Source organism: Helicobacter sp. 11S02596-1, assembly GCF_002272825.1.
In the GTDB taxonomy this organism is placed as follows: domain Bacteria; phylum Campylobacterota; class Campylobacteria; order Campylobacterales; family Helicobacteraceae; genus Helicobacter_J.
Genome location: NZ_MLAM01000001.1, coordinates 209,124 through 234,602 on the forward strand (window position 1 = coordinate 209,124; position 25,479 = coordinate 234,602).

Annotated in this window: 27 protein-coding genes and 1 pseudogene; all 28 read left to right on the plus strand. The window is 39.8% G+C overall.

The genetic code is table 11. The features are described 5' to 3' along the window. The first annotated feature begins 6 nt into the window (after nucleotides 1–6). The 28 genes and pseudogenes from BJI48_RS00970 (at nucleotide 7) to aepX (ending at nucleotide 25,468) form a co-directional block, all read left to right on the plus strand. Nucleotides 7–660, plus strand: coding sequence for a hypothetical protein (locus BJI48_RS00970; RefSeq protein ID WP_095330899.1), 654 nt, complete (start codon nucleotides 7–9; stop codon nucleotides 658–660). An 11-nt stretch (nucleotides 661–671) separates the two neighbouring features. After that, on the plus strand, nucleotides 672–890 hold the full coding sequence (locus BJI48_RS00975; RefSeq protein WP_095330902.1) for an acyl carrier protein: 219 nt from the start codon (nucleotides 672–674) through the stop codon (nucleotides 888–890). After that, entirely contained in the window at nucleotides 887–1,603 is a 717-nt protein-coding gene (locus BJI48_RS00980; RefSeq protein ID WP_095330904.1) for an SDR family oxidoreductase, read from the plus strand. Before BJI48_RS00975 ends, BJI48_RS00980 begins: the two co-directional genes overlap by 4 nt. Before the next feature lie 913 nt (nucleotides 1,604–2,516). Beyond that, a complete protein-coding gene (locus tag BJI48_RS00985) occupies nucleotides 2,517–3,356 on the plus strand; it encodes an AAC(3) family N-acetyltransferase (RefSeq protein ID WP_180763000.1) in 840 nt (279 codons plus the stop codon). After that, nucleotides 3,353–4,105, plus strand: a complete 753-nt coding sequence (locus BJI48_RS00990; RefSeq protein WP_095330908.1) for an SDR family oxidoreductase — start codon at nucleotides 3,353–3,355, stop codon at nucleotides 4,103–4,105. Before BJI48_RS00985 ends, BJI48_RS00990 begins: the two co-directional genes overlap by 4 nt. A 69-nt stretch (nucleotides 4,106–4,174) precedes the next feature. Further along, nucleotides 4,175–5,758 carry an amino acid adenylation domain-containing protein gene (locus BJI48_RS00995; RefSeq protein ID WP_180763001.1) on the plus strand — a complete coding sequence of 528 codons (1,584 nt, stop codon included), beginning with the start codon at nucleotides 4,175–4,177 and terminating at the stop codon, nucleotides 5,756–5,758. A gap of 10 nt (nucleotides 5,759–5,768) precedes the next feature. After that, nucleotides 5,769–5,966, plus strand: coding sequence for a hypothetical protein (locus BJI48_RS01000; protein ID WP_095330912.1), 198 nt, complete (start codon nucleotides 5,769–5,771; stop codon nucleotides 5,964–5,966). Next, nucleotides 5,963–7,357 carry an amino acid adenylation domain-containing protein gene (locus BJI48_RS01005; protein WP_180763002.1) on the plus strand — a complete coding sequence of 465 codons (1,395 nt, stop codon included), beginning with the start codon at nucleotides 5,963–5,965 and terminating at the stop codon, nucleotides 7,355–7,357. Before BJI48_RS01000 ends, BJI48_RS01005 begins: the two co-directional genes overlap by 4 nt. 131 nt (nucleotides 7,358–7,488) lie before the next feature. Then, entirely contained in the window at nucleotides 7,489–8,385 is an 897-nt protein-coding gene (locus BJI48_RS01010; protein WP_095330916.1) for a hypothetical protein, read from the plus strand. Next, on the plus strand, nucleotides 8,382–9,191 hold the full coding sequence (locus tag BJI48_RS01015) for a formyltransferase family protein (protein WP_095330918.1): 810 nt from the start codon (nucleotides 8,382–8,384) through the stop codon (nucleotides 9,189–9,191). The genes BJI48_RS01010 and BJI48_RS01015 overlap by 4 nt, the downstream gene beginning before the upstream one ends. Nucleotides 9,192–9,315: 124 nt before the next feature. Beyond that, entirely contained in the window at nucleotides 9,316–10,122 is an 807-nt protein-coding gene (locus BJI48_RS01020; protein WP_095330920.1) for a hypothetical protein, read from the plus strand. Nucleotides 10,123–10,125: 3 nt separating this feature from the next. Next, nucleotides 10,126–10,431: an acyl carrier protein gene (locus BJI48_RS01025; protein ID WP_095330922.1), complete on the plus strand. Its 306-nt coding sequence runs from the start codon at nucleotides 10,126–10,128 to the stop codon at nucleotides 10,429–10,431. Further along, on the plus strand, nucleotides 10,428–11,159 hold the full coding sequence (locus BJI48_RS01030) for an SDR family oxidoreductase (protein WP_095330924.1): 732 nt from the start codon (nucleotides 10,428–10,430) through the stop codon (nucleotides 11,157–11,159). The genes BJI48_RS01025 and BJI48_RS01030 overlap by 4 nt, the downstream gene beginning before the upstream one ends. Then, nucleotides 11,152–12,549, plus strand: a complete 1,398-nt coding sequence (locus BJI48_RS01035; RefSeq protein WP_095330926.1) for a fatty acid--CoA ligase family protein — start codon at nucleotides 11,152–11,154, stop codon at nucleotides 12,547–12,549. The genes BJI48_RS01030 and BJI48_RS01035 overlap by 8 nt, the downstream gene beginning before the upstream one ends. Before the next feature lie 134 nt (nucleotides 12,550–12,683). Beyond that, entirely contained in the window at nucleotides 12,684–13,211 is a 528-nt protein-coding gene (locus tag BJI48_RS01040; protein ID WP_095330928.1) for an adenylyl-sulfate kinase, read from the plus strand. A gap of 103 nt (nucleotides 13,212–13,314) precedes the next feature. Next, nucleotides 13,315–13,875 (plus strand): hypothetical protein, encoded by a 561-nt coding sequence (locus BJI48_RS01045; protein WP_095330930.1) that lies wholly within the window; start codon nucleotides 13,315–13,317, stop codon nucleotides 13,873–13,875. Continuing rightward, nucleotides 13,853–14,626 (plus strand): DUF2972 domain-containing protein, encoded by a 774-nt coding sequence (locus BJI48_RS01050; protein ID WP_095330932.1) that lies wholly within the window; start codon nucleotides 13,853–13,855, stop codon nucleotides 14,624–14,626. Before BJI48_RS01045 ends, BJI48_RS01050 begins: the two co-directional genes overlap by 23 nt. A 14-nt stretch (nucleotides 14,627–14,640) precedes the next feature. Then, nucleotides 14,641–15,111: a hypothetical protein gene (locus BJI48_RS01055; RefSeq protein WP_095330935.1), complete on the plus strand. Its 471-nt coding sequence runs from the start codon at nucleotides 14,641–14,643 to the stop codon at nucleotides 15,109–15,111. 8 nt (nucleotides 15,112–15,119) lie between these two features. Continuing rightward, entirely contained in the window at nucleotides 15,120–15,827 is a 708-nt protein-coding gene (locus tag BJI48_RS01060) for a DUF2972 domain-containing protein (RefSeq protein WP_143428745.1), read from the plus strand. Then, the gene (locus tag BJI48_RS01065; RefSeq protein ID WP_095330939.1) at nucleotides 15,824–17,047 is read left to right on the plus strand and encodes a DUF2972 domain-containing protein; all 1,224 of its coding nucleotides are present in this window, start codon (nucleotides 15,824–15,826) and stop codon (nucleotides 17,045–17,047) included. Before BJI48_RS01060 ends, BJI48_RS01065 begins: the two co-directional genes overlap by 4 nt. After that, on the plus strand, nucleotides 17,034–17,825 hold the full coding sequence (locus tag BJI48_RS01070) for a class I SAM-dependent methyltransferase (protein WP_095330941.1): 792 nt from the start codon (nucleotides 17,034–17,036) through the stop codon (nucleotides 17,823–17,825). The genes BJI48_RS01065 and BJI48_RS01070 overlap by 14 nt, the downstream gene beginning before the upstream one ends. Further along, a pseudogene (locus BJI48_RS01075) lies at nucleotides 17,822–18,608 on the plus strand (class I SAM-dependent methyltransferase). The gene BJI48_RS01070 and the pseudogene BJI48_RS01075 overlap by 4 nt, the downstream one beginning before the upstream one ends. A gap of 20 nt (nucleotides 18,609–18,628) precedes the next feature. Beyond that, nucleotides 18,629–20,983 carry a PEP-utilizing enzyme gene (locus BJI48_RS01080; protein WP_095330944.1) on the plus strand — a complete coding sequence of 785 codons (2,355 nt, stop codon included), beginning with the start codon at nucleotides 18,629–18,631 and terminating at the stop codon, nucleotides 20,981–20,983. After that, complete coding sequence (locus BJI48_RS01085; protein ID WP_095330946.1) at nucleotides 20,980–21,579, plus strand: gamma-glutamyl-CDP-amidate hydrolase; 600 nt, start codon at nucleotides 20,980–20,982, stop codon at nucleotides 21,577–21,579. The genes BJI48_RS01080 and BJI48_RS01085 overlap by 4 nt, the downstream gene beginning before the upstream one ends. After that, nucleotides 21,576–22,328: a phosphocholine cytidylyltransferase family protein gene (locus BJI48_RS01090; protein ID WP_095330948.1), complete on the plus strand. Its 753-nt coding sequence runs from the start codon at nucleotides 21,576–21,578 to the stop codon at nucleotides 22,326–22,328. The genes BJI48_RS01085 and BJI48_RS01090 overlap by 4 nt, the downstream gene beginning before the upstream one ends. Then, entirely contained in the window at nucleotides 22,325–23,152 is an 828-nt protein-coding gene (locus BJI48_RS01095) for a 3'(2'),5'-bisphosphate nucleotidase CysQ (RefSeq protein WP_095330950.1), read from the plus strand. The genes BJI48_RS01090 and BJI48_RS01095 overlap by 4 nt, the downstream gene beginning before the upstream one ends. Nucleotides 23,153–23,195: 43 nt before the next feature. Continuing rightward, nucleotides 23,196–24,152 carry a glycosyltransferase gene (locus tag BJI48_RS01100; protein WP_095330952.1) on the plus strand — a complete coding sequence of 319 codons (957 nt, stop codon included), beginning with the start codon at nucleotides 23,196–23,198 and terminating at the stop codon, nucleotides 24,150–24,152. Continuing rightward, a complete protein-coding gene (gene aepX / locus BJI48_RS01105) occupies nucleotides 24,149–25,468 on the plus strand; it encodes a phosphoenolpyruvate mutase (RefSeq protein ID WP_257874335.1) in 1,320 nt (439 codons plus the stop codon). The genes BJI48_RS01100 and aepX overlap by 4 nt, the downstream gene beginning before the upstream one ends. The last annotated feature ends 11 nt before the right edge of the window (nucleotides 25,469–25,479 follow it).

Genomic DNA, 25,479 nt, shown 5'->3' on the forward strand with positions numbered 1-25,479 from the left:
GGCGATATGAAAAACATACTCTTCATCGGTGCGGGTGGATTTGGGAGTGAGTGTTACCAGTATTTACTCGATGTAATGGCAATCGATAAAAACATTGGTTTTAAAGGATTTTTATCTACGAGTAATGATTTATATCCTTATGGGTTAGAGCATTTATTTTTAGGTCATTATGATGATTATGATTTTAAGCAAGATGATTATGTTGTGATTGCGATTGGGAATGTAATAGCAAGATATAAGATTTATCATTTGCTTAAAGCTAGAGGGGTGAAGTTTTATAATCTGATTTCTCCCAAAGCGTTTATTACTCATCTCGATCATATTGGGGAAGCCAATGTGATAGGACCTTTTAGTTCGCTCGCCTACAATGCCAGACTTGGTAATGCTAATCTCATTAATTCAGGTTGTGCCATCGGACACGATAGCGTGATTGGCAATTACAACGTCATTGGTTCTTTTAGTGGCTTTGGGGGCTTTAGCTCGCTTGGTGATGGCAACTATTTAGGCACTCGCATCACATTATTACCCAAAGCAAAAGTAGGCAATAACAACAAGATTTCAGCAGGGAGTATTGTTTTTAGACGCCTCAAGGATAATGTTTTGGCTTTTGGCAATCCTGCTGAAGTCATCGGCGAAAATGAAATATTCCAATTCAATTAAAAGGAGAACATATGGAAAAAGTTTATGAAAAATTACAAGATCTTTTGGAGGTTGAAAGCCTCTGTGATAGCGATATTTTAGACGATTTTGAAGACTGGGATAGCCTAAGTATCATCACCCTTATCACATTTTTGGACAAGGAATATGGTGTCAATCTCTACACCCAAGACATCAAGGGGGCAAAATCTGTGGGCGATCTGATAGCCCTTATTGAGAGCAAACGCAAATGAAACCTGTTGTTTTGCTTACCGGCGGGAGTTCGGGCATTGGTTTGGGAATTGCCAAAGCGTTGGCAAAATCCTATCAAATCGCTTTTATCGTGCGTAATGTTGGGAAAATGGGGGCATTGTTGCAGACATTTCCCAATCCCAATGAACACAAGATTTTTGAATGCGATTTGAGTGATATAAAAAATGTAGAAAACACGATGGTAACCATCAACAATGAATTAAAAATATTTGCTTTCATTCATTCAGCAGGTATCAATTATGTCTCTTATGCCAAACATTTTGATTACCCATCAATGCTAGAGTGTGCGAATGTCAATATATATTCAGCGATGAGTATTGTTAAATTTTTGCTTAAAAAAGCCCAAAAACCATATCTCAAAAATATCATTTTTATTTCTAGCATTTCTGCTATCAAGGGTGCTTGTGGCGATGGACTATATGCTTGCACCAAAGGGGGAATAGATGCTTATATGAAAGTTTTATGCAAGGAAGTTGCCCCGGATATACAGGTCAATTCGATATTACCCGGCACAATTTTTGGCACGGATACAACCACAAAAATCTACACTGAAGAGCAAAAACAAGATGTGCTAAAAAAATACCCCCTCGGTGAGGGGAGACCTGAAGACATCGCTTCTGGCGTGATGTTTTTGCTCCAAAACAGATGGGTAACGGGCCAGCAACTCATCATCGATGGGGGATTTTGCGCCTAAGGGGGCTTTAACCTATAAAACCGGGTTGATGACAAGCAAAGCTTGGCTGACAAGATGGTTACTTTAGGAGGAGAGCCGTTTTAAAAAGAGAGAACTGCTTATCTCTTTTAGGCTCACACGGCGATTGCAATGTGCGACAAAAGGAGCATAGCAATACGCCCAAACCTTGTTTCACTCCCCGAAGTGGTCTTCAGGTTCACGCAGTGAATCGAGCAAAAATGATAGAGGCTTTCGCCTGCTGGCTTTTCTAGTGCTTTAAAGCTTTCTTATCGCAAAAGAAAAGGGGTATTATCCCACCCCTAACCCCTCCCTTAACCCACGAAAAGAATAAGCGCCGCTTTTCTTTTCGGCAATCAAGGGAGGGGAAGTCGTTTGCTTGTGTCTCCTTGCGAAAAATCGGCGGTTGCACTTCAACAACCTTATTTCCGATTTTTCACAGCACACAAGCAACGACAAAAGACATTTTTTTACTCGGTTTGCCTTTTTGGCAAACCTGAAGACCACTACAGCAGGCAAAGCCCGCTTTCGCTCCTAAAGTTATTTGACCCACCCGCCCGAGTTATTCCCTGCATTCGCAGGTCATCAACCCGTTTTCTAAGGATTTGCGGTCTGGAATTGTTACCCAAAAAAGCAATCTACGCTCTTTCACCCTATCTGCTAAGGGGGCGGGTCAGGGGGTAGGGGTTGTTAAGGGGATTTTCACCCGCCCGCCCATCTGGGCGGACTTCGTAAGGAGAGGCGTTAAAAAACATAACTGCTTATGTTTTTTAGCCTCGCACGGCGATGGTTTTATGCGACTTTTAAGGAGCATAACCATACGCCTAAAGCGGGCTTTGCCTGCTGTAGTGGTCTTCAGGTTCAGTTTTTTATAAAAAACTGAACCGAGTAAAACTTAATGACAAAAAGGAATCCAATGGAAAATAAAAATCTCATTCTCTTCACACACCATCACCAACATATCACCAAGCAAAGCTTCTTAGAAGCGTTGCTTGAGATCAATGCGCACGAATGCGAATATCTCTTCATCCATTCGGAGCTAAACTTTGGCGCGCCCAACCCGCAAATAGCCAAAAAAGAGCTTTTAGCAGAGATTGTTGATGTTTTTGCAAATCTAGGCATCCCCAATCTCATCGTCCCGACCTTTAGTTTTAGCTTTTGTGCCAAAGAAGATTTTGACTTATGCAAGACCAAATCGCCGATGGGAATTTTTAGCGAATATTTTAGAAAACTCCCCAATGCCAAACGGACTATCGACCCATTGATGTCTTGTGCGCTCATTGGCAAAGACCATAGCTTGCTAGAAATCTCACACCACTCCTGCGGGAAAGGGAGTTTGTTTGACAAACTGCACCATAAAAACGACGTCAAATTCCTCTTTTTTGGCAATAAAGTGAATGATTGTTTTACATATTCTCACTACATTGAAAGGGTGCTTGAAGTCCCTTATCGCTATGACAAATCCTTTGAGGGCAATATCATTTTAGGAGACAAAACCTATCAAGATAGCTTTATCTTGCCCGTGCGATATGCCAATGTTGAGCCTTTTGGCGATGATAGGATGAGCCGATTGCTAAAAAATGCAACCACAGAAACAAAAATCGGAAATTCTCAAATCCAAATAGTAGATGAAAAAACTGCCTACACACATATCTGCGAGGCGATAAACAAAAATAGTGATTTTATGCTCAAAGCCCCCTATGCAAGAGACTTTCTCGACAAAACCTATATCTATGAAAAAAAGGTTGCGCTATGAATTACACACTCCTTAGTGGTGGGACTTCAGACATCGGTAAAGCCATCGCACACACTCTAGGCAAAGACCATACACTCCTTTTGAGCGCTCGAGATGAAAAAAAGCTCGAAAAAATCTTACTTTCACTGCCTCGTGATCTGCCCCATCAAGCATTACCACTTGATCTCAATGATATTGCAAGTATCAAGCCGGCTTTGGAAGCTTTTGTGCTTTCAAAAGAGGCTAAAAATGTAGAATGGGGGGGGGGCAGGCAAACAAGGGGGATAGAAACCTTTATCCATTGTGCGGGGTATGTTGGCTTTGGGGCGATGAAACATTTTGATTATGCCAATGCCTTAGTAAGTTTCAATGTCAATCTATTGAGTTGTTGTGAGATTATCGCCACGCTTTTAAAAAAATCCAATCAAAATGCGCTTAAAAATATTATTTTGATTTCGAGCATATCTAGCTTGCGGGGATACAAAGGTAGTAGTATCTACGCAGCAGCCAAAGCAGGGCTAGATGCTTTGGCAAGGAGTTTATGCGATGAATTAACCCCCAACGTCAAGATAAATTCTATTCTCTTAGGACCTATCCCCACAAAAGCCAATGCTTACTTAGATCAAAGCCCTTTGAACACACCCCATATCGCACAAGGAAGTTGCGAGGATGTGGCGGGATTGGTAGCGTTTTTGTGTTCAAAAGCTTCTAGCCATATCAATGGGCAAAATATCGTCCTTGATGGTGGCAGAAGCGTGATGGGTAGATAAAACTACTGCTAGGATTATGTTATAATGGGCTTAAATTACGCCCCAAAAATAAGATTTAATAGGCAAAAAATGAAAATCAATCTCATCGAATACCTACAAGAAACGCTTCAATCCGCCCCAGATAAAATCGGGATACAAGACCAACACCAAGCAGTTAGTTTCAGGGATTTTTACACAAAAAGCACGTATTTATCCACCCATTTGATAGATACACTATCCCAATATTGGTCCCCCCCCCCCGCTAAGGTTTTGACATCACTTCTCCCGACTATCCCCTCCCAAACTATCGCTATCTTTTTACCCAAAAGTATTGAAGCACTTATAAGCATTGCTGGGATTTTGCTTTCTGGGAATGTGTATATGCCTCTAGATATTAAAAGCCCATCGCAGAGACTCCAAGCGATTTTACAAAATATCATCCCTGAATGTATCATTACCGATAGCACCCACAAAGCTAAGCTTGAGGGGATTTTTCCAAAAGAAAAGATTTTATTGGTAGAAAATCTTTTAAAACCAGCTACGACAATCAAGACAAACTTTGCTTCCCGAATCGATACCGATCCGGCGTATATCATCAATACATCGGGTTCAACAGGCGTGCCAAAAGGGGTGGTAGTATCCCATCGGAGTGTGATTGATTATATCGAATGGATTTTGGGCGAACCTCGCATTTGCCCGTCTGTAAATGATGTGATTGGGAATCAATCGCCATTTTATTTTGATAACTCCGTGCTAGATATTTATCTTTGTTTTTTCACCGGAGCTAAACTCGTTCTTATCCCAGAAGAAAAGTTTATCTTCCCTGCAGACTTGCTCGAATATCTCACCGCAAAACAGATCAATTACATATTTTGGGTGCCTAGCGTGTTAAAAAACATTGCCAAAAACAAGTTGCTCCCCTCTTTTCTCCCCAACCTCAAGACCATTTTGTTTGCTGGAGAAACTATGCCGACTAGAACCCTTAATTATTGGCAAAAATTTTACCCCCAAGCAACATTTGGCAATCTCTATGGGCCGACCGAAATCACCGTTGATTGCACATTTTATATCATCAATCGTGATTTTAGAGATGATGAAACCCTGCCGATTGGGACTTCGTGTCGCAATGCTGAAGTAATGCTGTTGGATGAAAATCTATCCCCTATCATTCTGCCAGAGACTATCGGTGAAATCTGTGTGCGTGGGGGCTGTCTCTCGCTAGGCTATTACAACGATTTGGAAAAAACCAATGTGGCTTTTATCCAAAACCCTCTGCATTCTCACTATCCCGAAAAAATCTACAAAACAGGCGATTTGGGTTATTTCAACCAAAGGGGCGAAATCGTGCTAGTCGGCAGGAAAGATCATCAGATCAAACACAATGGCTATCGTATCGAACTTGGTGAAATCGAAAAGGCATTGGCAGATTTTGAGGGCATTGATGAGCTTTGCGTCCTTTATGATGAAAAAAATTCCGCCATTGAGCTTTTTTATGAAGCAAAAAAAGAAATTTCAAAGGCTGAAATTTTTAGCCATTTGAAAGAAAAAATCCCCAAATATATGTATCCTCAAACCCTCATTTGCGTGCAAAATATGCCACTGAATGCCAATGGCAAAATCGATCGGATCGCCCTAAAAAGCTTGAGAGAAAACCCCACCCCTATAACGGAATAATGGAGACAAGATGAAAAATCCCAAAAAAGCAAAAAACGCTATCGAATATTTGATACGCACTGTTACAACCTATCCAAACAAAATCGGCTTTGAAGATGCCAATGATTCTTTGAGTTTTAAAGATTTTTACACAAAAAGCACGTATTTATCTACCCATCTCATAACATCATTAGCTAAATCTGCCCCCCCCCCCCCGCTAAGGTTTTGACATCACTTCTCCCGACTATCCCCTCCCAAACTATCGCTATCTTTTTACCCAAAAGTATTGAAGCACTCATAAGCATTGCTGGGATTTTGCTTTCTGGGAATGTGTATATGCCTCTAGATATTAAAAGCCCATCGCAGAGACTCCAAGCGATTTTACAAAATATCATCCCTGAATATATCATCACCGATAGCACCCATAAGGCTAAGCTTGAGGGGATTTTTCCAAAAGAAAAGATTTTATTGGTAGAAAATCTTTTAGAAAAAACAAGTGAAATCAAGACAAACTTTGCTTCCCGAATCGATACCGATCCGGCTTATATCATCAACACATCGGGTTCAACAGGCGTGCCAAAAGGGGTGGTAGTATCCCATCGGAGTGTGATTGATTATATCGAATGGATTTTGGGCGAACCTCGCATTTGCCCGTCTGTAAATGATGTGATTGGGAATCAATCGCCATTTTATTTTGATAAATCATTGTTTGACATTTACCCCACTTTTAGCGTCGGGAATAAACTCGTATTGATCCCTGAAGAAACATTTATCTTCCCGCTAGAAGCCCTAAAATTTTTGGAAGAAAAAAGAATCAATTATATCTATTGGGTCCCATCGATTTTAAGCAATATTTCTCATTATGATTTGCTAAAAAATACGCAAGCAAAACTCGATAAAATATTTTTTGGCGGGGAGGCGATGAGTGCAAAAGTCTTGAATTATTGGAAAAAATTTTATCCCCAAGCAACTTTTGGGAATCTCTATGGACCTAGCGAAATCACAGATATTTGCGCCTACTATATCGTAGAAAACCATCTCAAAGATACCGATCCCATTCCCATTGGCAAGCCTTGCAGGAACACCCAAATGCTCCTCATCAATGAAAAAAACTCTAATGTCTGCACACAAGGAGAAATTGGCGAGATTATCATCCGTGGGAGTTGCCTTTCGCTAGGCTATTACAACGATTTGGAAAAAACCAATGCGACTTTTGTCCAAAACCCTTTGCACCAAAAATATGCCGATCGTGTGTATCAAACCAATGATTTGGGTTATTACAACCAAAGGGGCGAAATCGTGCTAGTCGGCAGGAAAGATCATCAGATCAAACACAATGGCTATCGTATCGAACTTGGTGAAATCGAAATCGCACTCAGGGATTTTGAGGGTATCACCAACTACTGCGTCCTCTATGTTGATTCTCAAATTACGCTTTGTTATGAAAACCAAGCAGAAATCCCAAAAACAAGATTTTTGCAACACCTCAAAGATAGATTGGCAAAATATATGCTACCTCAAGTGTTTGCCCGCTTTGAAACACTCCCGCTCAATGCCAATGGCAAAATCGATAGAGTGAGCCTAAAAAATAGCCTAGAAAAGACAGAAAGGAATCTTTGAATTTGACTTTGATAATCCGCCCACGAAAGCGTATGGTTTTATTGATTTTGAACTTTTCTAGCACGCAGTCCAATCAAAACCTGATAAAATTCTAAATAGATCAAAAATCCACAGGGAGGCAAAAGCGAGCTTTGAAATATCTCAGCCAAACCAAACTATCAGCACTCTACCCCCAAATCAATGCTATCAAATCCAAAGCCCCGTTTTATACGAATCTTTTTACCTACACCAATATCCCCTATCGTGTCAAATCCACCCCAAGCACGCTTTTGCTTCTCAAAGAAGAAAAGCATTGCGTGCGGGCGTATTTTTTTAGCAACGATTTAGCAGAACTTGAAAGCCTCATCACAGCGCTTGAACACGACAAAAATCTCTGCATAGAAATCCTGCAAAAACAGCCCGAATCCCCCAAAATATCCTTTGAAACCCTCCAACCCCAAGCCCTCTACACCCACCTAAGAAAAACACTCCCGCTCCCCACGCCAAAGCCCTCAAACCCAATGCGACCTTGCAGATTCCCCACCATTCACCCAAAGACATTGCAAAAAATCTTATTTCACGATTTCAAGCCCGATTTTGACCATCTCCCCAGTCTCAAAACCCTCCAACATCACCACAAAAATGGGCATATTTTGAGCATTCGCGAGCAAAACATTATCCATAGCTATGTGGTTTTTAGACCCGCTGGCAAGAGTGCGTATCTCAATTTTATCGCCAATCACGGCGACAAACAAAGCCTACTTGAAATTTGGAGGCTTTTTTATCAAAAATTAAATGCTCTTGAGGTAAGATTCCTCCATCTATGGTGCGATACCCTCAATCAAAAGGCGCTCAATATGTATCAAAAGGAAAATTTCTCCCCCGATGGCTTGAAAAACTACATTTATATCAAGCTTGCTAATACCAATGGGGGGGGGGGCATAGCCAGAATATTCATTGATTTTTTGATTGCTTTTGTAATATTTTTCTCTTTTAATCCACGCATTTTAAAACCCCTATCACAACCCGCCCGAAAGATGTCCCGATGAAGTATAAAAAAATCATCCTCATCGGGCAAGCCACCATCGCACACAATGTCTCAAAAAGCTTGCTTGCTTACCGCGAGTTACTCCAAGTTATTGCCTACAAACCGCATCATTTATGCGTGCTAAAAACATTTTGTCAAAAGCACCAAATCCCCTACGCAAGCTATCAAGATGGCTTACTTTTGCGTGAATTTTTTGACTCTATTGAGGACAAAACACTCATCATTAGTGCGAATAATCACTACATCTTCCCCGCCTCTATCCTCTCAAAACCCAATCTTAAAATCATCAACTTCCATAACGCCCTGCTCCCGTTACACAAAGGCGTGAATGCACCCATTTGGAGTATCTACAATCAAGACAAAACCACCGGTGTAACCTGGCATTTAGTCAGTGGCGAGCTTGATAGCGGGGATATTATTATCCAAAAAGAAATCCAGCTCAGCAAAAACCTCACCAGCCTTGATTTAATCAAACGTTTGATGGGGCTGGGTTTGGAGGCATTTTTAGAAATCAAAGATGATTTATTAGGCGATACCCTCACTACATTCCCAATGCCAAAATCATCCCAAAAACCGCACAAATCAAGCGATATTCCCAACAATGGCTATATAAAAATTGAATGGGAAAAAGAAAAAATCAGCGCATTTTTGCGGAGTATGGACGCCCCGGGCATTATGCCAAAGCCAAAGATACGCTTGGGTCAAGAGGATTATTCCATCATAAAATATTCCATCAACCAGCCACTTCAAGGCTCATTGCTTTTAAGCAAAGATAATATTTATATGCTTCTAGGGGGGGGGGCATAGCAAAAGGCTTAGCCAGCTTCGCCCTCCAAATCAGTCAATCTCAAACTTACCAACCTAACACCACAAACCCCGCCAATCATTCCATTTCGAGACCCTTTTGTCTATGGTCTAAAAAGGGGGTTGCGTGAAATCACACCATCTCTCCAGATTTTCTATCATCACGCAATCCCAGATAGAACAATACAAAAAAGATCACGCAAACCAACACCTCACCACCAATCATTTCACGCCCATAGAAAATGAAGCGTTCGGGCTACAAACCGCAAAAAGCTTGATTTTTGCGACACCTTATGAAGATTTTAATAAACTTTATTTTATCTCTTCTGATATGGACGACCTAGATAATGCGCTCAAAAACTTTGATGGCAATAATCTTTGCTTAGAAATCATCCAAAGAGGAGATTTAGATCCAAAGCTAGAAAATGTTTTGCAAAAGCATTTTATTTTCCATACCCGTTATGAAAAACTCCTCATCCATACCAAAAACCTCAAATCCAAGATAAAAAAAGCTACCAATGAAATCCAGCACGCCAATAAAGAAGATTTGGACGTTATTTTTGCAAGCTTGCGGGCAAATTTTGATGTGAAATTTGACCATCTCCCTAGCAAACAAACCCTCCTAAGCTATATCCAAAACCACCAAGTCCTAGTCAAAAGGACAGCGGGGATCATCACAGCTTATTGTATCTATACCATCAATGGCAAAACCAGCCACTTTAACTATCTGCTAAACATTAGTGCTGAGCCTTTCGCCCTCATTGCGCTTATGGAGGAATATTATGAAGAAATAAAAGCCAAAAATATCCCATACGTCCACCTCTGGGTAGATGTATGCCACAACATTCGTGTTAAAAATATGCACCTAAGATATGGCTATGAAAGTAGCTCTATTTTTAACTATACCTTTTACAAAACCCAATCCAAGGAGTAAAATATGAAAACAAAAATCCAAAATCTCATCTACAAATCCCTGCAAAATCTAAGCGAGGAGCTCGAAGATGACGCATTAAAATCCCCTAATGAGGGCACAAAAATCTATGGGGGGGGGGGCAGCTTAGATTCTTTGGCGTTAGTGAGCTTTATTTCTGATCTTGAAGAAAGTATCAGTGATGAGCTTGGCATTGACATCACCCTCGCTGATGAAAAGGCGATGAGCCAGCGGAACTCACCATTTAAAGATGTGCAAAGTTTATGTGCGTATATCGAAGAGCTAATCTCTCAAAAAAGCCCTGCCCAATGAAAAAAGTCTTTGTCATCACAGGTAGCCGAAAAGGTATCGGCAAGGAGCTTGCTTGGCATTATCTCCAAGAGGGGCATATTGTTTGTGGGTGTTCGCGCGCCCAAGGGGATATTACCCATCCTAACTACAGGCATTTTGCACTAGATGTCAGCGATGAAAATGCCGTTATTGCGATGGTCAAAGCAGTCAAAAAGGAATTTGGACAAATCGATGTGCTCCTCAATAATGCCGGGATTGCCTCGATGAATCACTTGCTCCTCACCCCATTTAAAAGCGTGCAAAATATCTTTTCGACCAATGTTTTTGGGAGCTTTTTATTTATCCGAGAATGTGCCAAGATAATGAGCGCTACCTATCTCAAAAACAAAAAGCACCGCCCACACCCGCATTATCGGATTGTAAATTTCGCCACGGTTGCCACGGCATTACGCCTCGAGGGTGAGGCGATCTATGCGGCTTCAAAAGCTGCGATTATCAATCTTACTGAGATCGCTGCCAAAGAACTCGCCCCCTTTGGTATCACTATCAATGCCCTTGCCCCCACGCCCGTGCCAACTGATCTAATCAAAAATGTCCCCAAAGAAAAAATGGACGCCCTACTTGCAAGCCAAGCGCTGAAGCGATTTGGGAGTTTTGAAGATGTGGTTAATGTGATTGAATTTTTTATCAATGAAAAAAGCGATTTTATTACCGGGCAGACGCTGTTTTTAGGAGGGGTGAATGCCTGATTTTGCCCACCCCTATTTGCAAAAAATTTTCGCTAACCCCCCACAAAACCAAGCCCTTATCTATCAAGACCACTCCTACACCTATGCTACGTTACTCCAAAAAGTCCAAACCCAAATAGATCGCCTCTCTTGTGTGCGAAGTGGGGCGTGTTTGGCAATCGTGGGGGATTATGATATTAACTCCATTGCGATGTTGCTAGCGGGTATCGAAAAAAATTTGATCCTCGTGCCTTTGAGCGAAGCGAACGACAATGATGAAAAATTTTCACTCGCCCAAGTGGCATTTGTCTATCAAAATAACACCCTTACCCCGCACGCCCAAAACACCCCAAAGCACCCGTTATTACAAGATCTCCAAGATACTTCTGCGGGTGGGTTGGTTCTTTTTTCAAGTGGGAGCACGGGGACACCAAAAGCCATCGTGCATCATCTCAATAGGCTACTTGATGGGTATTTGGACAAAAAGCACAAACCTATCACTATATTGCTTTTTTTGATGTTTGATCATATTGGTGGGCTCAATACGCTTTTTAACACCCTTGCAATGGGGGCTTGCGGGGTGGGTATCCACGATAGAAAAAATATCGACTCCCTCGCTAAAACCATCCAAGACTACCAGATTTCTTTGCTACCGGCAAGCCCGTCGTTATTGAATCTAATGCTTTTGGCTGGGGTGCAAAAACGCTATGATCTTAGCTCGCTAAAAATCATCACCTATGGCACTGAACAAATGCCAAGCACCCTGCTCTCAAGGCTCAAAAAAGCTTTTGTGAAAGTCAAATTTCATCAGACATTTGGGGCGAGTGAAGTCGGGATCGCCCAAACAAAATCATTTCAAAACGCTATCAAAATCGAGGGGATGGCATACAAAATCATTGATGGGGAGCTCTATCTCCACTCCCCTACTCGTGCGATGGGGTATCTGAACGCCTCTAATGCGGTTTTTGATGAGGAGGGGTATTTTGCCACAGGCGACCTGGTCGAAGTGATCCAAAAAGACAACCAAGAATTTATAAAAATCATCGGGCGGACCAAAGAAATCATCAATGTGGGTGGGGAAAAGGTCTTGCCTCAAGAGATCGAAGAGGTGATTTTTGAGATAAAAGGGATCAAAGATTGCGTGGTGGTGGGAGAAAAAAATCCTATCACAGGGCAAAGTGTAACGCTAAAAGTCGTGGTTGATGAAGATATTTTAGATCCCAAAGACAAAATAGGACTAAAAAAGCTTATCCGTGAGTTTTGTAGATCTCGCTTGCAATCTTATAAAATCCCTACAAAGGTGATGGTGCTAAAAGATTTGCCTACTACCGAGCGGTTTAAAAAAGCTAGAATGCCAAAGAACAGCGATATCCTAAATGTGGGCAATATCGATCGTTTTTCACATCCCTAGCACAAGAATGCAATATCCTTTGTAATCACGAGATAAGTGGCAAAAGAGCGGGTGAATGTATATAACATTTTAAATAAATTGCTACAATATTGTTATAAAAACTGCAAAACAATCTTTAAAAAGGCAATCTAATAATGAAAAATGGTCTTGTCATCTGGATAAATGGGCTTGCTGGAAGTGGCAAAAGCACGATCGGAAAAAATCTCTATACCAAGCTCAAACCCACCTTGCCTCATCTTGTGTATCTTGATGGCGATGGCTTCAGGGAACTTTTTGGCTATGAAACATATGATAAGCAATCACGTATAGAATTTGCATTCAAACGATCAGCACTTTGTCATTTTTTGGCTTCTCAAGGTATCCACGTCATCGCAACAACCATATCGCTTTTTGAGGAAGTCTATCGCCACAACCGCAAAAACCTCTCTTCCTATTTGGAAATTTATATCCAATGCGATATGGAAGCACTCATTCAAAGGGATCAAAAAAACCTCTATTCCAATGCACTCAAAGGGCAAATCAAAGATGTCGTAGGCATTGATATTCGCTATGATGAGCCCTCCTCAGATTTGGTTATCGAAAACAACACATTAGATGACCTCGATGGCAAAACAAATCAAATCCTTGACTACATCAAAAAACACCAGCTCATAAGATTTTAAAGACTCAAACAAATCATTCAAGTGTCCTGGCTTATAGGAAAAATTTGGATATACTACGATGAATTTTTAAAACTCTAAAAATATTCAGGGACGCCACAAACCTATGTTGCATTATTTAAACCAAAGACTCACAAATCTCAAAAAACACATTCAAAAGCGTAATTTTAGCTATATCTTCAAACGCATCTTGTTGCCATTATTGCCCCAAATCCCCAGCAGATTTCATATTGAATATCGTTTTTTATACAACACATTTGTATTTCCCCAATGGACAAAATTCCTAAAAATGCCCCAAGATTATTCTTATATTATTGTCGGATCGCACGGCGTTGGTTTTGTTGCCCTGCTAACATTTTTTGAACGCATTAAAGCTAATCCTATGCCAATAGATAATCTTTATCGTTCAACAGACCCAGCGTTGTTGATCAAAAGCTATGCCAAAAAACATCGCCACAATCTCTATGGTATCAGTCTGGATAAAATCTATATGGATTCTCATCGCCAAAAGATTCTATCCAAACTCAAACATCCCGTGCCTATATTCTGCATTGTCCGTGATCCTATCTGCACGCTACGAACACTCACGCACGCATTTATCCTGCCCCTTGTCTGCGATATGCTAAAAAACTCTAAAAACATCAATGGGGGGGGGGGCAAAGGATAAAATCCAAACCTCTGCTATCAAAATTATTTTAGAAAATCAAGAATTATTAGCAAGTTCCAAAGAAAAAATCTCTTCTATGCTTGATTTTTCAACACAAGAAATCATCAAAGAATGCAAAATGTTGCCGTTCTTTTGTTTTTATGATGCCATCAAACCATTTTTAAATATTGCAACTCAAATCCATTATATGGATACTAAAGACATCACAACCAAAGACAAAACATTCCACACGATGTCTTTGGTCGCCAAAATTTTAGGCATTCCTTTTGAAAATCAAGTCGATGATTTTGATGTGAATTATTCTGGTATCAATATCCCCAAAATATTTTTTCCCTACACTACAACCATCCCCCTTCAAACAAAACACATTCAAACCACATCACCAACCATTACTATTTCATTTTATACCAATCCCGATAATATATCAGACAAACAATTAGCACTCAAGTATGTCTTGGAAAATGGCTTGAAAATTTATGCTGGTTACCCAAAAGATAATCTGGCAGACTTGGAAAACAATCAAGGAAAAATTGATGAAAAAATCAAAATAATTGAAGAAAAATATACTCTGATTGAAGCATTTATCAAAAATGATGGTTTAGAAAAGTTAATCCTGAAAGTTTTCAAACATTCCCCTGAATTAAAAAATCACTTTCAGGCTTTTTTGAAACCAAAAATAGCTCCCATCGCTCAAGATTCCCCGCATATTGTGCAAAACTGGATATACTATCAAGATTTTTTAAAACTCTAAAAAGAAAGAAATGAATGCGCATAATCCAAATGCTTCAGAAGAAATATAAAACCTTTCTCCAATGTCTTGAGTTTCGTGAATACGACAGAATAATTGCTGCTATTCTAGGCAGAAAGCTATCACTTTGGACCAATACCCTCAAGCCCCATCGATACAAATATGTAATGCTCGCCTCACACGGGACAGGCAGAAATGCTTTTTGGCACTTTCTACAATCTTGCGGGGCATATCCAATGAGAAAATTTGATGTATGTATTATGGACAGAACGGCATTTTTTAGTTGGAGAAAAATATATGGCATTGTTTGTGATAGAGATATTTCTCATCTACCTGCGACACTAAAATTTATCTCAAAACTTGATCACAAAGTTCCGGTATTTTGCCTAGTCAGAGACCCGATCTCTATCATTCGTGGCGGTGTCAATATGACTTTAGCCTCTAATCTGTTGGGGGGGGGGGCAATGTTTCAATTCAAGAGGTTTTAAAATCTTATTTGCAATCTTACGCTCAAATGCCCCATCATTTTATATTCACCACCTCCCCCAAACAATTTGAATCAATCACACAAGAACTCATCTATATTGATATGCAAGAACTCTCCAGCGAAAATGCTTACAATACAATGAAAAAAGTATGCCAAACAATAGGTCTGCGCCCGCCAAGTTCAAATGAAATTTTTTCCAAAAAAATTGCAGATTCTTTGGCGCTCAATATTGAAAAAGATTTTGTGTTTCCAAAAAATGAAGTCATATCTGATGATATTTTTATCAAAATTCTTCCATATGAAAACACCCTACATAAAAATTTTACTTTTTTGATAGAAAAATTTTCGAGCCCTCATCTTGAAAAAAAATTAATTTCTATATGCTTGATCGGAAAAAATAAAACAAATATTCGTAAAAAATTGCTTAAAAATAAAGATTATATGAATATTATTATAGAAAAAATTGATAATTATTTAAAATATATAGGGAAAATATTCATTAAATACGAGGAATTAAAATTAAACGAGGATGATATTTTAATATATTTTCAAAAAGATCCCGAAATGTATTATCAATTCAGCAAACTATTGGATTATGAAGTTTCAAATGTCGAGAGAGTCGCTCCACAAATCCTAAAAAATTGGATATACTACGCTAAATTTTTAAATCTCAAAAATACCCACGACAACACAAATTCAAGGATTAAAGACCGATGAATATTATCTTTAGGAAGTTTAACTCATTCTTAAAACTCATCAAAGGGAGGCGATGGGGCGTTATATGGACAAAAATTCCATTGCTAAAAAAATCTTTGAGTATAACCAACTATTTTCCCCATCCCCAAAATTACCGCTACATACTCATTGGTGGGCACGGATTAGGGATGACAGCACTGATATATTATCTCGACAAAATAAAAGCAAAGCCAACGGAAATATGGACGCACGAAGTCATTAGACCTTTTGTTTTTTATCGTGATTTTGATGGTTTGGTGCTAGATAAAGCACCACTAAATCCCGATGCGAAAAATGTCTTAAAAACACTTAAGAAAAAAGTTCCTCTTTATCAAATGGTTCGCGATCCTATCTCTATCATCAAGAGCAATGTCAATGTTACGATGTTTCACTCCATCTCACAAATCAATTCAAAAACAGATGCCACCCACCTGTTGCGAAGCCTTATTGAAAATATTTCGCATTTGATGTTTTGTTTTGCCTCCACAAGATCACTCATCAATCATATCGCAACTGATGTTTCTTATATCAGGATGGATGATATTAATGAAAAAAACTTGCCCTCCACCCTGCAAGATTTTGCCAAGCGATTTGGCTATGAAGCCAATGGGGGGGGGGCAGTCCAAAATAATGACAATAATGAAAGCGTTATCAAAGGTTCTTTATTCCCACGTTGTTTCCCGCATACTTTTAGTATCAATGCAGGCGATGAAAAATATGATTTTATCCTCTGCACGCACTCAAGACTTCAAGCCCATAGCAGGAAAGAAATCGATATGAATACCCGCATACAGGCTTACCAAAAAATTCCAAAATCCTATGCGATCCTAAAAGACAACATTGTTCCAGAAAATTACCCACAATATCCCTTGTTGCTTGTATCTCCAATATCAAAAGTCCCACCAAAAGACCTTATTGACAAAGCTGATGACCACATAAAAGAATACCTCATTTATGTCTTTGAACAAATCTCCAAACATCAAAAATACGCTTTTACAGAAGATGACATTATTGATTATCTTTGTAGCAACAAGGATTTTGCCCTCAAACTAGCCAACAAAATCCATCAAGAGCTGTCTTTTATCAGAAAAGAAAAACCAGAGTTATTAGATGAATTTATCCATACGCAGAGATTTTTACAACAATGCGGTATAGATGTATTTTCAAATCCAATTAAAAAGGACACAGATGAATCAAGGTGATTTTACCGAAGTAGCCAAACATTACCATAACAGACCTGCCTATAGCGCAATGCTTTTAGAAAAACTTCTTTTATGTATCAATCCCAAACAGATCAAAAGAAACGAATTTGAAGTTGCAGAAGTCGGGGCAGGCACAGGCAAACTCACAAAAATGCTTGCAAACTTCAATCTAAAAATTACTGCTATTGAGCCAAATGATGCGATGAGAGCTGAAGGAGAAAAATATACCAAAAACACCCCTATCATCTGGAAAAAAGGCAATGGTGAAGATACATCTATGCCTGATAAATCCGTAAATTGGGTCATTATGGCAAGCTCATTTCACTGGACCGATCCTGCAAAATCTCTCCCGGAATTTGCCCGCATTCTCAAAGATGATGGCTATTTTACCGCTATTTGGAATCCCCGAAATATCCTAGAGGGTTCAATTTTTTATGACATTGAAGAAGAAATCAAAAGAATAGTCCCTGAACTTAATCGTGTGAGTTCTGGAAAGCAAAATACTAAAAAATGGGAAGAAATACTTGTCTCCACAGGAGATTTTCAAGATTGTTTCTTTATGGAATGTGATTATGTAGAAATGATGAGCAAGGCTCGTTATATGGGAGCTTGGGAATCTGTCAATGATATCCAAGCCCAAGCGGGAGAAGCCCGATGGAAAGAAATCCTTGATATGATAGAGTCCAAGATTTCTCATCTCGATATTATTGAGATTCCTTATAAAATCCGCGCTTGGAGCGCAAGAAAAATCAATTCAACACAAAAGGATAACAAATGAAAAAAATCGTAGAACAACATTGGGATTACACCAAACACGCAAAATATTACAGCTACCGCCCAAACTACGCTCCAGAAAGTATTGATATGCTCATAAATCTTGTAGCAAATAGTAGAATGGGGGGGGGGGCATAAACAAATTCGTGTTGCAGACATCGGTGCAGGAACAGGGAATTTGAGCATTATGTTATTGGAGAGAGGGTGTGAAGTGGTCGCAGTAGAGCCAAATGATGCGATGAGAGAAATCGGCATAGAAAGAACAAAAGACCAAAACATCGAATGGGTTCGTGCTATTGGCGTTGAAAGCACTTTGGAATCAGGGAGTTTTGATTGGGTAACCTTTGGTAGTAGTTTCAATGTAATGGATCGTTCCCTTGCCCTCAAAGAAGCCTATCGCGTGCTAAAATCTCAAGGGTATTTTTCTTGTATGTGGAATCATAGAGACTTGAACGATCCTATCCAAGAAATCGCCCAAGATATTATTCTCTCCTTAGTTCCAGATTATCAAACCGGCACAAGAAGAGAGGATCAAAGACCCATCATTGAACAACACCGCGATCTTTTTGACAATATTATTTATTTGGAACAGGATTTTTATTTTCATCAAGACATAGAAAATTATATCCTTGCGTGGAAAAGTGTAAAAAATCCCTACTGGGATCTCGATACGCCCAAAGGTGCAGAATTGTTTGAAAAAATTGCTTACCAGATCAGACACCAGCTACCCAGCGAATTTGACATCAAATACACCACCCGATGCTGGAGTGCCAAAAAAACACACTAAAAAAATATAAAGGAATCTGTTTGAAAAAATTGCGCTTTAAAACCAAAGGAGAAAATTTAGCTACCCTAACACCTATCATTAAAAAAGCAAAGATTCTTCCTTTGTACTTGATCCAAACAGATACTCTTCAAGATATCAAAACCATTCTCCCCAAACTCAAAGAACTTGGCAAAAAAATCATCATCCGAAGTTCTGCGTCCAATGAAGACACGCTAGAGTCCTCCCAAGCTGGAGCATTTCTAAGCATAGCCAACGTGGATACTTCCAACGAAAAGAGCGTTTTAGATGCCCTAGAATCAGTCAAAAAATCAATGGGGGGGGGGGCAACAGGACAAAATAATCACCTTATCCTGGCACAACCAATGCTTCAAAACCCCAAAATGTGCGGGGTTGCTTTCAGTGTGGATAAAGACAATGGCGCACCATATTTTTGTATTGATTATGATGATAGCGGGGATACCAGTAGCGTTACTGCGGGCACAAAATCCGATCTAACCCATATCATCCTACATCGAAACCACCAGCCAAAAAACCCGCTCATCGCCAAACTCATCGAGGCTATCTTAGAGCTTGAAGATATTTTTGACAACAAATTCCTAGATATTGAATTCGCTTTTGCCCAAACAGAAAATGACAAAGATTTAGAACTTTATATCCTGCAAGTTCGCCCCCTCATTATGCAAAACAAGCAAAATCTCTTTGATACCTTGCATACAAAATCCCTACAAGCACTATCCGATAGGATTGATTCGCTTAAACAAAAACACCCGCATATACTAGGAGATAAGACTATCTTTGGGGTTATGCCTGATTGGAATCCTGCAGAAATCATTGGGCTCAAACCCAAAAGGCTTGCGATTTCGCTCTATAAAGAACTCGTTACTGATAATATTTGGGCATATCAAAGAGACAATTACGGATACAGAAATCTGCGCTCCCATCCTTTAATGCACTCATTTCTAGGCGCCCCTTATATTGATGTGCGACTTTCTTTCAATTCTTTTATTCCCAAAAATCTCGATGAAACAATCGCTAATAAACTTGTAAATTATTATCTTGATTCGCTATGCAAAAACCCTCATCTTCACGACAAAGTAGAATTTGAAATCGTTCTATCCTGCTATGATCTCAATCTACCCCAAAAGCTCCACAAACTCAAAGAACACGATTTCAACCAAAATGAACTCAAACGAATCGAATTTTCACTTTTAGAACTCACAAACAATATCCTTGACACCAAAACCGGTCTCTATCTCAGAGATTTGGATAAAGTCAATCGGCTTCAAAATCGCACTACTGCGCTAATGCAATCTTCTCTAGGCACTATAGATAAGATTTATTGGTTGATAGAAGATTGCAAACGTTTTGGAACATTACCATTTGCAGGCGTGGCAAGAGCGGCATTTGTAGCAATGCAAATCCTCAATTCACTCGTTGAAATCGGTTTTTTTACCGCTAATGAAAAAGAAGATTTTTTACTTTCTTTAAACACAGTCAGCAAAGAACTCGCTGCTGATGTTTATCGACTTTCACAAAATCAAATCACCAAAGAAAAATTTATCACCAAGTATGGTCATTTGCGAGCAGGGACTTATAATATCCTCTCCCCCTCCTATCAAGAGGCATTTGAGGAATATTTTTCACATCATTGCATTGCACCCAAACCTAGCCAAAAATCAACTTTCAAGCTCGATGCGAAAAAATCCAAAGAATTGGATATTTTACTCAAACAAAACGGGCTTTATCTCAATGCAGAAGAGCTTTTTGCTTTTTTAAAGATAGTGATTGAGGGCAGGGAAATGGTGAAATTTAAATTTACAAAAACCCTCTCAATCGTCTTAGACTTGATAGCCACTCTCGGCGAAAAACTTCAAATCACCAAGCAAGATTTAGCCCATTTAGATATCCATTCCATCCTTTCGCTCCAATCAAGCCTCTATGAAATCAATATGAAAGAATCTTTTTTAGAAAACATCGAAAAAAATAAAAAAGAATATGAAATTACTTCTGCGATCAAACTACCTCCTGTGATCTTGAATGCCCACGATGTGTTTTATTTTGAAAGCTCTAAAACCCAACCCAATTTCATCACAACAAAAACCATTGTCGCACTAACTGCAAGCGAAAATGACAAAGAGCTAGAAAACAAGATTATTCTGATTCATTCAGCTGATCCGGGTTATGATTTTTTATTTACCAAAAATATCGCTGGGCTCATCACCTGCTATGGTGGGGCAAACTCCCATATGGCAATCCGATGCTCTGAAATGTCTCTCCCCGCCGTTATTGGCGTAGGAGAAGAAAGATTTTCCCAATACAAAAAAGCCACAAAACTACGGATCGATTCTCTCAATCAACAGGTCTTTGTCCTATGATAGGTATCACCCAAAGGCTTGAAGAAAATCCAAGCTATTATGAAATCCGAGAAGCCCTCAGTTGCGAATGGGGAGAATTTTTTGGCGATCGTGATTTTTTGCCTCTAAGCTATAGTGTCCCGTTTGAAAGATATGCCCACAAAATCAATGCTGTGATTTTTAGCGGGGGAAATGATTTATTCACACTCAATCCCCATCCCCTCAATCAAAAACGTGATAGTTATGAGACAAAAATCATCCGCTATTGCCTGACAAATAAATTGCCTTTGCTCGGTGTCTGCCGGGGCGCGCAAATGATTGCACATTTTTTTGGTGCAACACTTCAGGCAAAAAATCATCACATCACCCCCGCCCACCCTATCACACTCACCCAAAATAACACAACCTATGAAGTCAATTCCTACCATCAATTTGCCATCACCCACCTAAGCGATGATCTCATCGCTTTAGCAACCGCAGGAGATGGAAGCATTGAAGCCTATAAACATATCTCCTTGCCTATTTTTGGTATGATGTGGCATATTGAACGCGAAAAATCTCGCTCGCTCCCCTCCCAAATGATTTGGGAAAAATTTTTAAAAGAGGTCAAAAAATGAAAGCTCTCATTCTAGCAGCCGGCAGAGGGTCGCGCCTTGCCCCCCTGACAGACAATATCCCCAAATGTATGGTGGCGTATCAAAACAAACCCATTATTGATTATGAATACAAAGCCCTTCAAGACAATGGCATTACCGATATTAGTATCGTTGGAGGCTACTTGTATCCTGTTTTGAAAAACTATCTCAAAGACAGACATATGCGGTTTTTTTTCAATGAACGTTTTGGGCAAACCAATATGGTTGCCACGATGTTTTGCGCAAAAGATCTAATGCTAGAATGCATTGATAATAAAGAAGATCTAATCATCTCTTATGCAGATATCGTGTATCAAAGTGAGACAATCGCCAAACTCAAAACCTATAACGGCGAGCTGGGAATCATTATCGACAAAGACTGGGAAAAGCAATGGAAACAACGTTTCACAGATCCCCTCAGCGATGCAGAAACACTCAAAATCCAAGATGGCAAAATCATAGAAATCGGAAAAAAACCAATCTCTCTTGATGAAGTCCAGGGGCAATATATCGGGCTTTTTAAAATATCGCACACTTTTTTGCCTCAAGTAATTGATTTTTATGAAAAACTAGACAAAAATGCCTTGTATGATGGCAAAGATTTTGACAATATGTATATGACAAGTTTCTTACAAGCCATCATTCTTCGCTATCAAAATGCAGAGCCTGTTTTTATTCACGGGGGTTGGACGGAAATAGACAGCATAGAAGATTTAAAAGTCTGTTTATGAATCCTGCAACCATTGGGCAAGATTTACTATACCCCACGATTGAAATAGCCCTGCAAGCAGGCACTATTGTCCTCAAGCACTATAAAAATACGACTTTCCATCTCAAAGAAGACGCCAGCCCGCTCACCCAAGCAGACCTACAATCCCATCATTTTATCACCCAGGCACTCAAAAAAATAGCGCCCATCCCCGTGTGTTCTGAAGAAGACCCACTCGCTTATGATGAGCGCAAAGATTTGAGCTATCTGTGGCTATTAGACCCACTTGATGGCACAAAGGATTTTTTGGCACAAAATGACGGCTTCACCATCAACATCGCCCTATTACAAAACAATCTCCCCATACTGGGCATTGTCTATGCCCCCGCCACAAAAGCCCTTTACTACGCTTACAAAAATGGTGGGGCATATTTTTCACAAATAAACTCATCCTTTGATCCCAAAAATGCCATAAACCTAAGCGCCCTACCCAACATATCAAGACCGCCCATTGCCTGCGCGAGCAACTTCCACAACAATCAAGCAACGCAAGAATTTTTGCAACGGCATAATCTCAAAGCCATCCAGCTAGGCTCATCACTAAAGCTTTGCGCATTAGCACACCAAAAAGCTGATATTTATCCCAGGCTCAATGGCACGAAAGAATGGGACACAGCAGCAAGTGATATTATCCTGACAGAAAGCGGGGGGATTATTCTGGATATAGAGACAAAAAAACCCCTCATCTATAATAAGTCCGATATTAAAAACAATCATTTCATCGCCTTTGCCAAAAGCCAAATAAACGGGCAGATTCACCAGAAATTCTGCTCTGGTGTGTTATAATTGCGCCCAATTCATCATCCTAAAATGTTTCCAAAGGTCTGCAATGAACACATTCGCCCCCGTTCTCATCACCGTTTATGACCGGCTTGACTGCCTCCAAAACGCTGTTAGCTCGCTACTAAAGAACAAAGAATGCGAAAAAACCGATCTTTATATCGTTTCCGACTATGCCTACAAAGAAGAACACAAAGAAATCATTGCCAAAATCAGAGAATATATTCGCTCCATCAAAGGATTTCAAAATGTCGAGGGGATTTTTTGGGATCATAACAAAGGCAGTTTTGATTCCTCTCGAGACGCCATAAAATACGTATTCAGCAAATACGATAGGCTGATTTTCTTTGAAGATGATATTTTGGTTTCCAATCGATTTTTGGAATATATGAACAATGCCTTAGAATTTTATAAGGACGATGAACGTATTGTTTCTATCACCTCAAATACCCATTATAAACTCAAACCCCATAAGCAATACCCTAATGACGTGTTTTTGCTCAAGGTGTATTCACCTTGGGGGAGTGGCATTTGGAAAAATAGATATGAAAGCGTTGATTGGGAACTCAAAGATATTGATACATTCCTCCAAGATAAAAAACAAATCAAAGCCTTTAATGCCATTTCTCCCCATATGCTGCCGTTATTACTAGATATGCTAGAAAAAGGTAAAAAACACGGCGATATATGTTGGTGCTACCATATGTTTAAGACCAAGCAATTCACGCTTTTCCCCATCAAACCCCTATCTGTGAATCGTGGGCACGATGGCAGAGGCGAACATTGCCTGGAGGATATCCATTGGCAAAACCAAAAACTTGAAATGGATTTTTCTCCAAAAATGGTTAAAAACTTAGCCTACAACCCCATTCACGATAAAGAAAACCATAGTTTTTTCTATTCCTATAGACGCGATTTCATCGCACCTATACTTAAAAAAATCAAACTTTACACACCTATTCATAATATCTATAAAAAAATCAAACATTCAAAGGTTAGCCGATGAGCACTCAAAAAATTGTTTATGTTGGGATGAGCGGGGATCTTCTCCACCCAGGACACATCAATATCCTAAAAATCGCCTCAGGTTATGGGAAAGTCATTGTCGGGCTTTTGACTGATTCTGCTATCGCTTCTTACAAAAGACTACCCTATATGACTTATGAACAAAGAAAAAAAATTATAGAAACAATCAAATATGTTTATCAAGTCATCCCCCAGACAACCCTAGATTATGAAGAAAACTTGAGAAAAATCCGCCCTGATTTTGTCGTGCACGGGGATGATTGGAAATCTGGTCCCCAAGAAAAAACCAGACAAAATGTCCTCAAAACCCTCAAAGAAATAGGCAAAGGGGAACTCATAGAACCCACTTACACCGAAGGTATTTCTTCTACGCAACTCAATGAAAATGCCCGCTCCATTGGGATCAGCACCAATGCGAGATTATCCCTACTCAAAAGACTTATTCAGGCAAAAAGCCCTCTGCGGATATTAGAAGCCCATAATCCCATTTCAGCCCTTATCGTCGAACACGCCTATGCAGAGCCAAATGGCAAAGGGAATGGCAAGATTGAATTTGATGGCATCTGGTCTAGCTCCTTAACAGATTCGACCAGCAGAGGAAAGCCCGACATTGAAGCGGTTGATTTAACCGCAAGGCTAACGACTATCAACGAAATTTTTGAAGTCACCACCAAGCCCCTCATCTATGATGCCGACACAGGGGGAAAGAGCGAGCATTTTGTTTTCACGGTCAAATCCTTAGAACGCACGGGCGTGAGCGCTGTTATCATCGAAGATAAAGTAGGGTTAAAGAAAAATTCGCTCTTTGGGAATGAGGTGCCTCAAAATCAAGAGAGCATAGAGAATTTCTGCCTTAAAATAAATGCTGGCAAAAAGGCGCAAATAACTTCTGATTTTATGATTATTGCAAGAATTGAAAGCCTGATTTTAGAAAAAGGGATACCTGATGCACTCCACAGAGCGCAGGCTTATATCGAGGCGGGGGCTGATGGGATTATGATCCACTCCCGTCAAAAAACCTCTGATGAGATTTTTGAATTCCTAAAACAATTCCGCAAAATTGACTCAAGCACGCCTGCAGTCATTGTCCCAACAAGCTTCAATGAAACCACTGCAAAAGCCTTGAATGGGGGGGGGGGCAATATAATCATTTATGCCAATCATCTCTTGCGAGCCTCATACCCAGCGATGAAAGCTGTAGCTGAAGGTATTTTGCTACACGATAGAAGTAAAGAAATAGAGGGAATGTGTATGGATATAAAAGAAATATTAAACCTCATACCCGGAACAAGATGAAAAAACCTGCC

Bases quoted from the DNA above. Each gene is read 5' to 3' on its own strand.
- BJI48_RS00970 (WP_095330899.1), top strand. From the start codon at position 7: ATGAAAAACATACTCTTCATCGGTGCGGGTGGATTTGGGAGTGAGTGT.
- BJI48_RS00975 (WP_095330902.1), top strand. From the start codon at position 672: ATGGAAAAAGTTTATGAAAAATTACAAGATCTTTTGGAGGTTGAAAGC.
- BJI48_RS00980 (WP_095330904.1), top strand. From the start codon at position 887: ATGAAACCTGTTGTTTTGCTTACCGGCGGGAGTTCGGGCATTGGTTTG.
- BJI48_RS00985 (WP_180763000.1), top strand. From the start codon at position 2,517: ATGGAAAATAAAAATCTCATTCTCTTCACACACCATCACCAACATATC.
- BJI48_RS00990 (WP_095330908.1), top strand. From the start codon at position 3,353: ATGAATTACACACTCCTTAGTGGTGGGACTTCAGACATCGGTAAAGCC.
- BJI48_RS00995 (WP_180763001.1), top strand. From the start codon at position 4,175: ATGAAAATCAATCTCATCGAATACCTACAAGAAACGCTTCAATCCGCC.
- BJI48_RS01000 (WP_095330912.1), top strand. From the start codon at position 5,769: ATGAAAAATCCCAAAAAAGCAAAAAACGCTATCGAATATTTGATACGC.
- BJI48_RS01015 (WP_095330918.1), top strand. From the start codon at position 8,382: ATGAAGTATAAAAAAATCATCCTCATCGGGCAAGCCACCATCGCACAC.
- BJI48_RS01025 (WP_095330922.1), top strand. From the start codon at position 10,126: ATGAAAACAAAAATCCAAAATCTCATCTACAAATCCCTGCAAAATCTA.
- BJI48_RS01030 (WP_095330924.1), top strand. From the start codon at position 10,428: ATGAAAAAAGTCTTTGTCATCACAGGTAGCCGAAAAGGTATCGGCAAG.
- BJI48_RS01035 (WP_095330926.1), top strand. From the start codon at position 11,152: ATGCCTGATTTTGCCCACCCCTATTTGCAAAAAATTTTCGCTAACCCC.
- BJI48_RS01040 (WP_095330928.1), top strand. From the start codon at position 12,684: ATGAAAAATGGTCTTGTCATCTGGATAAATGGGCTTGCTGGAAGTGGC.
- BJI48_RS01045 (WP_095330930.1), top strand. From the start codon at position 13,315: ATGTTGCATTATTTAAACCAAAGACTCACAAATCTCAAAAAACACATT.
- BJI48_RS01050 (WP_095330932.1), top strand. From the start codon at position 13,853: ATGGGGGGGGGGGCAAAGGATAAAATCCAAACCTCTGCTATCAAAATT.
- BJI48_RS01055 (WP_095330935.1), top strand. From the start codon at position 14,641: ATGCGCATAATCCAAATGCTTCAGAAGAAATATAAAACCTTTCTCCAA.
- BJI48_RS01065 (WP_095330939.1), top strand. From the start codon at position 15,824: ATGAATATTATCTTTAGGAAGTTTAACTCATTCTTAAAACTCATCAAA.
- BJI48_RS01070 (WP_095330941.1), top strand. From the start codon at position 17,034: ATGAATCAAGGTGATTTTACCGAAGTAGCCAAACATTACCATAACAGA.
- BJI48_RS01085 (WP_095330946.1), top strand. From the start codon at position 20,980: ATGATAGGTATCACCCAAAGGCTTGAAGAAAATCCAAGCTATTATGAA.
- BJI48_RS01090 (WP_095330948.1), top strand. From the start codon at position 21,576: ATGAAAGCTCTCATTCTAGCAGCCGGCAGAGGGTCGCGCCTTGCCCCC.
- BJI48_RS01095 (WP_095330950.1), top strand. From the start codon at position 22,325: ATGAATCCTGCAACCATTGGGCAAGATTTACTATACCCCACGATTGAA.
- BJI48_RS01100 (WP_095330952.1), top strand. From the start codon at position 23,196: ATGAACACATTCGCCCCCGTTCTCATCACCGTTTATGACCGGCTTGAC.
- aepX (WP_257874335.1), top strand. From the start codon at position 24,149: ATGAGCACTCAAAAAATTGTTTATGTTGGGATGAGCGGGGATCTTCTC.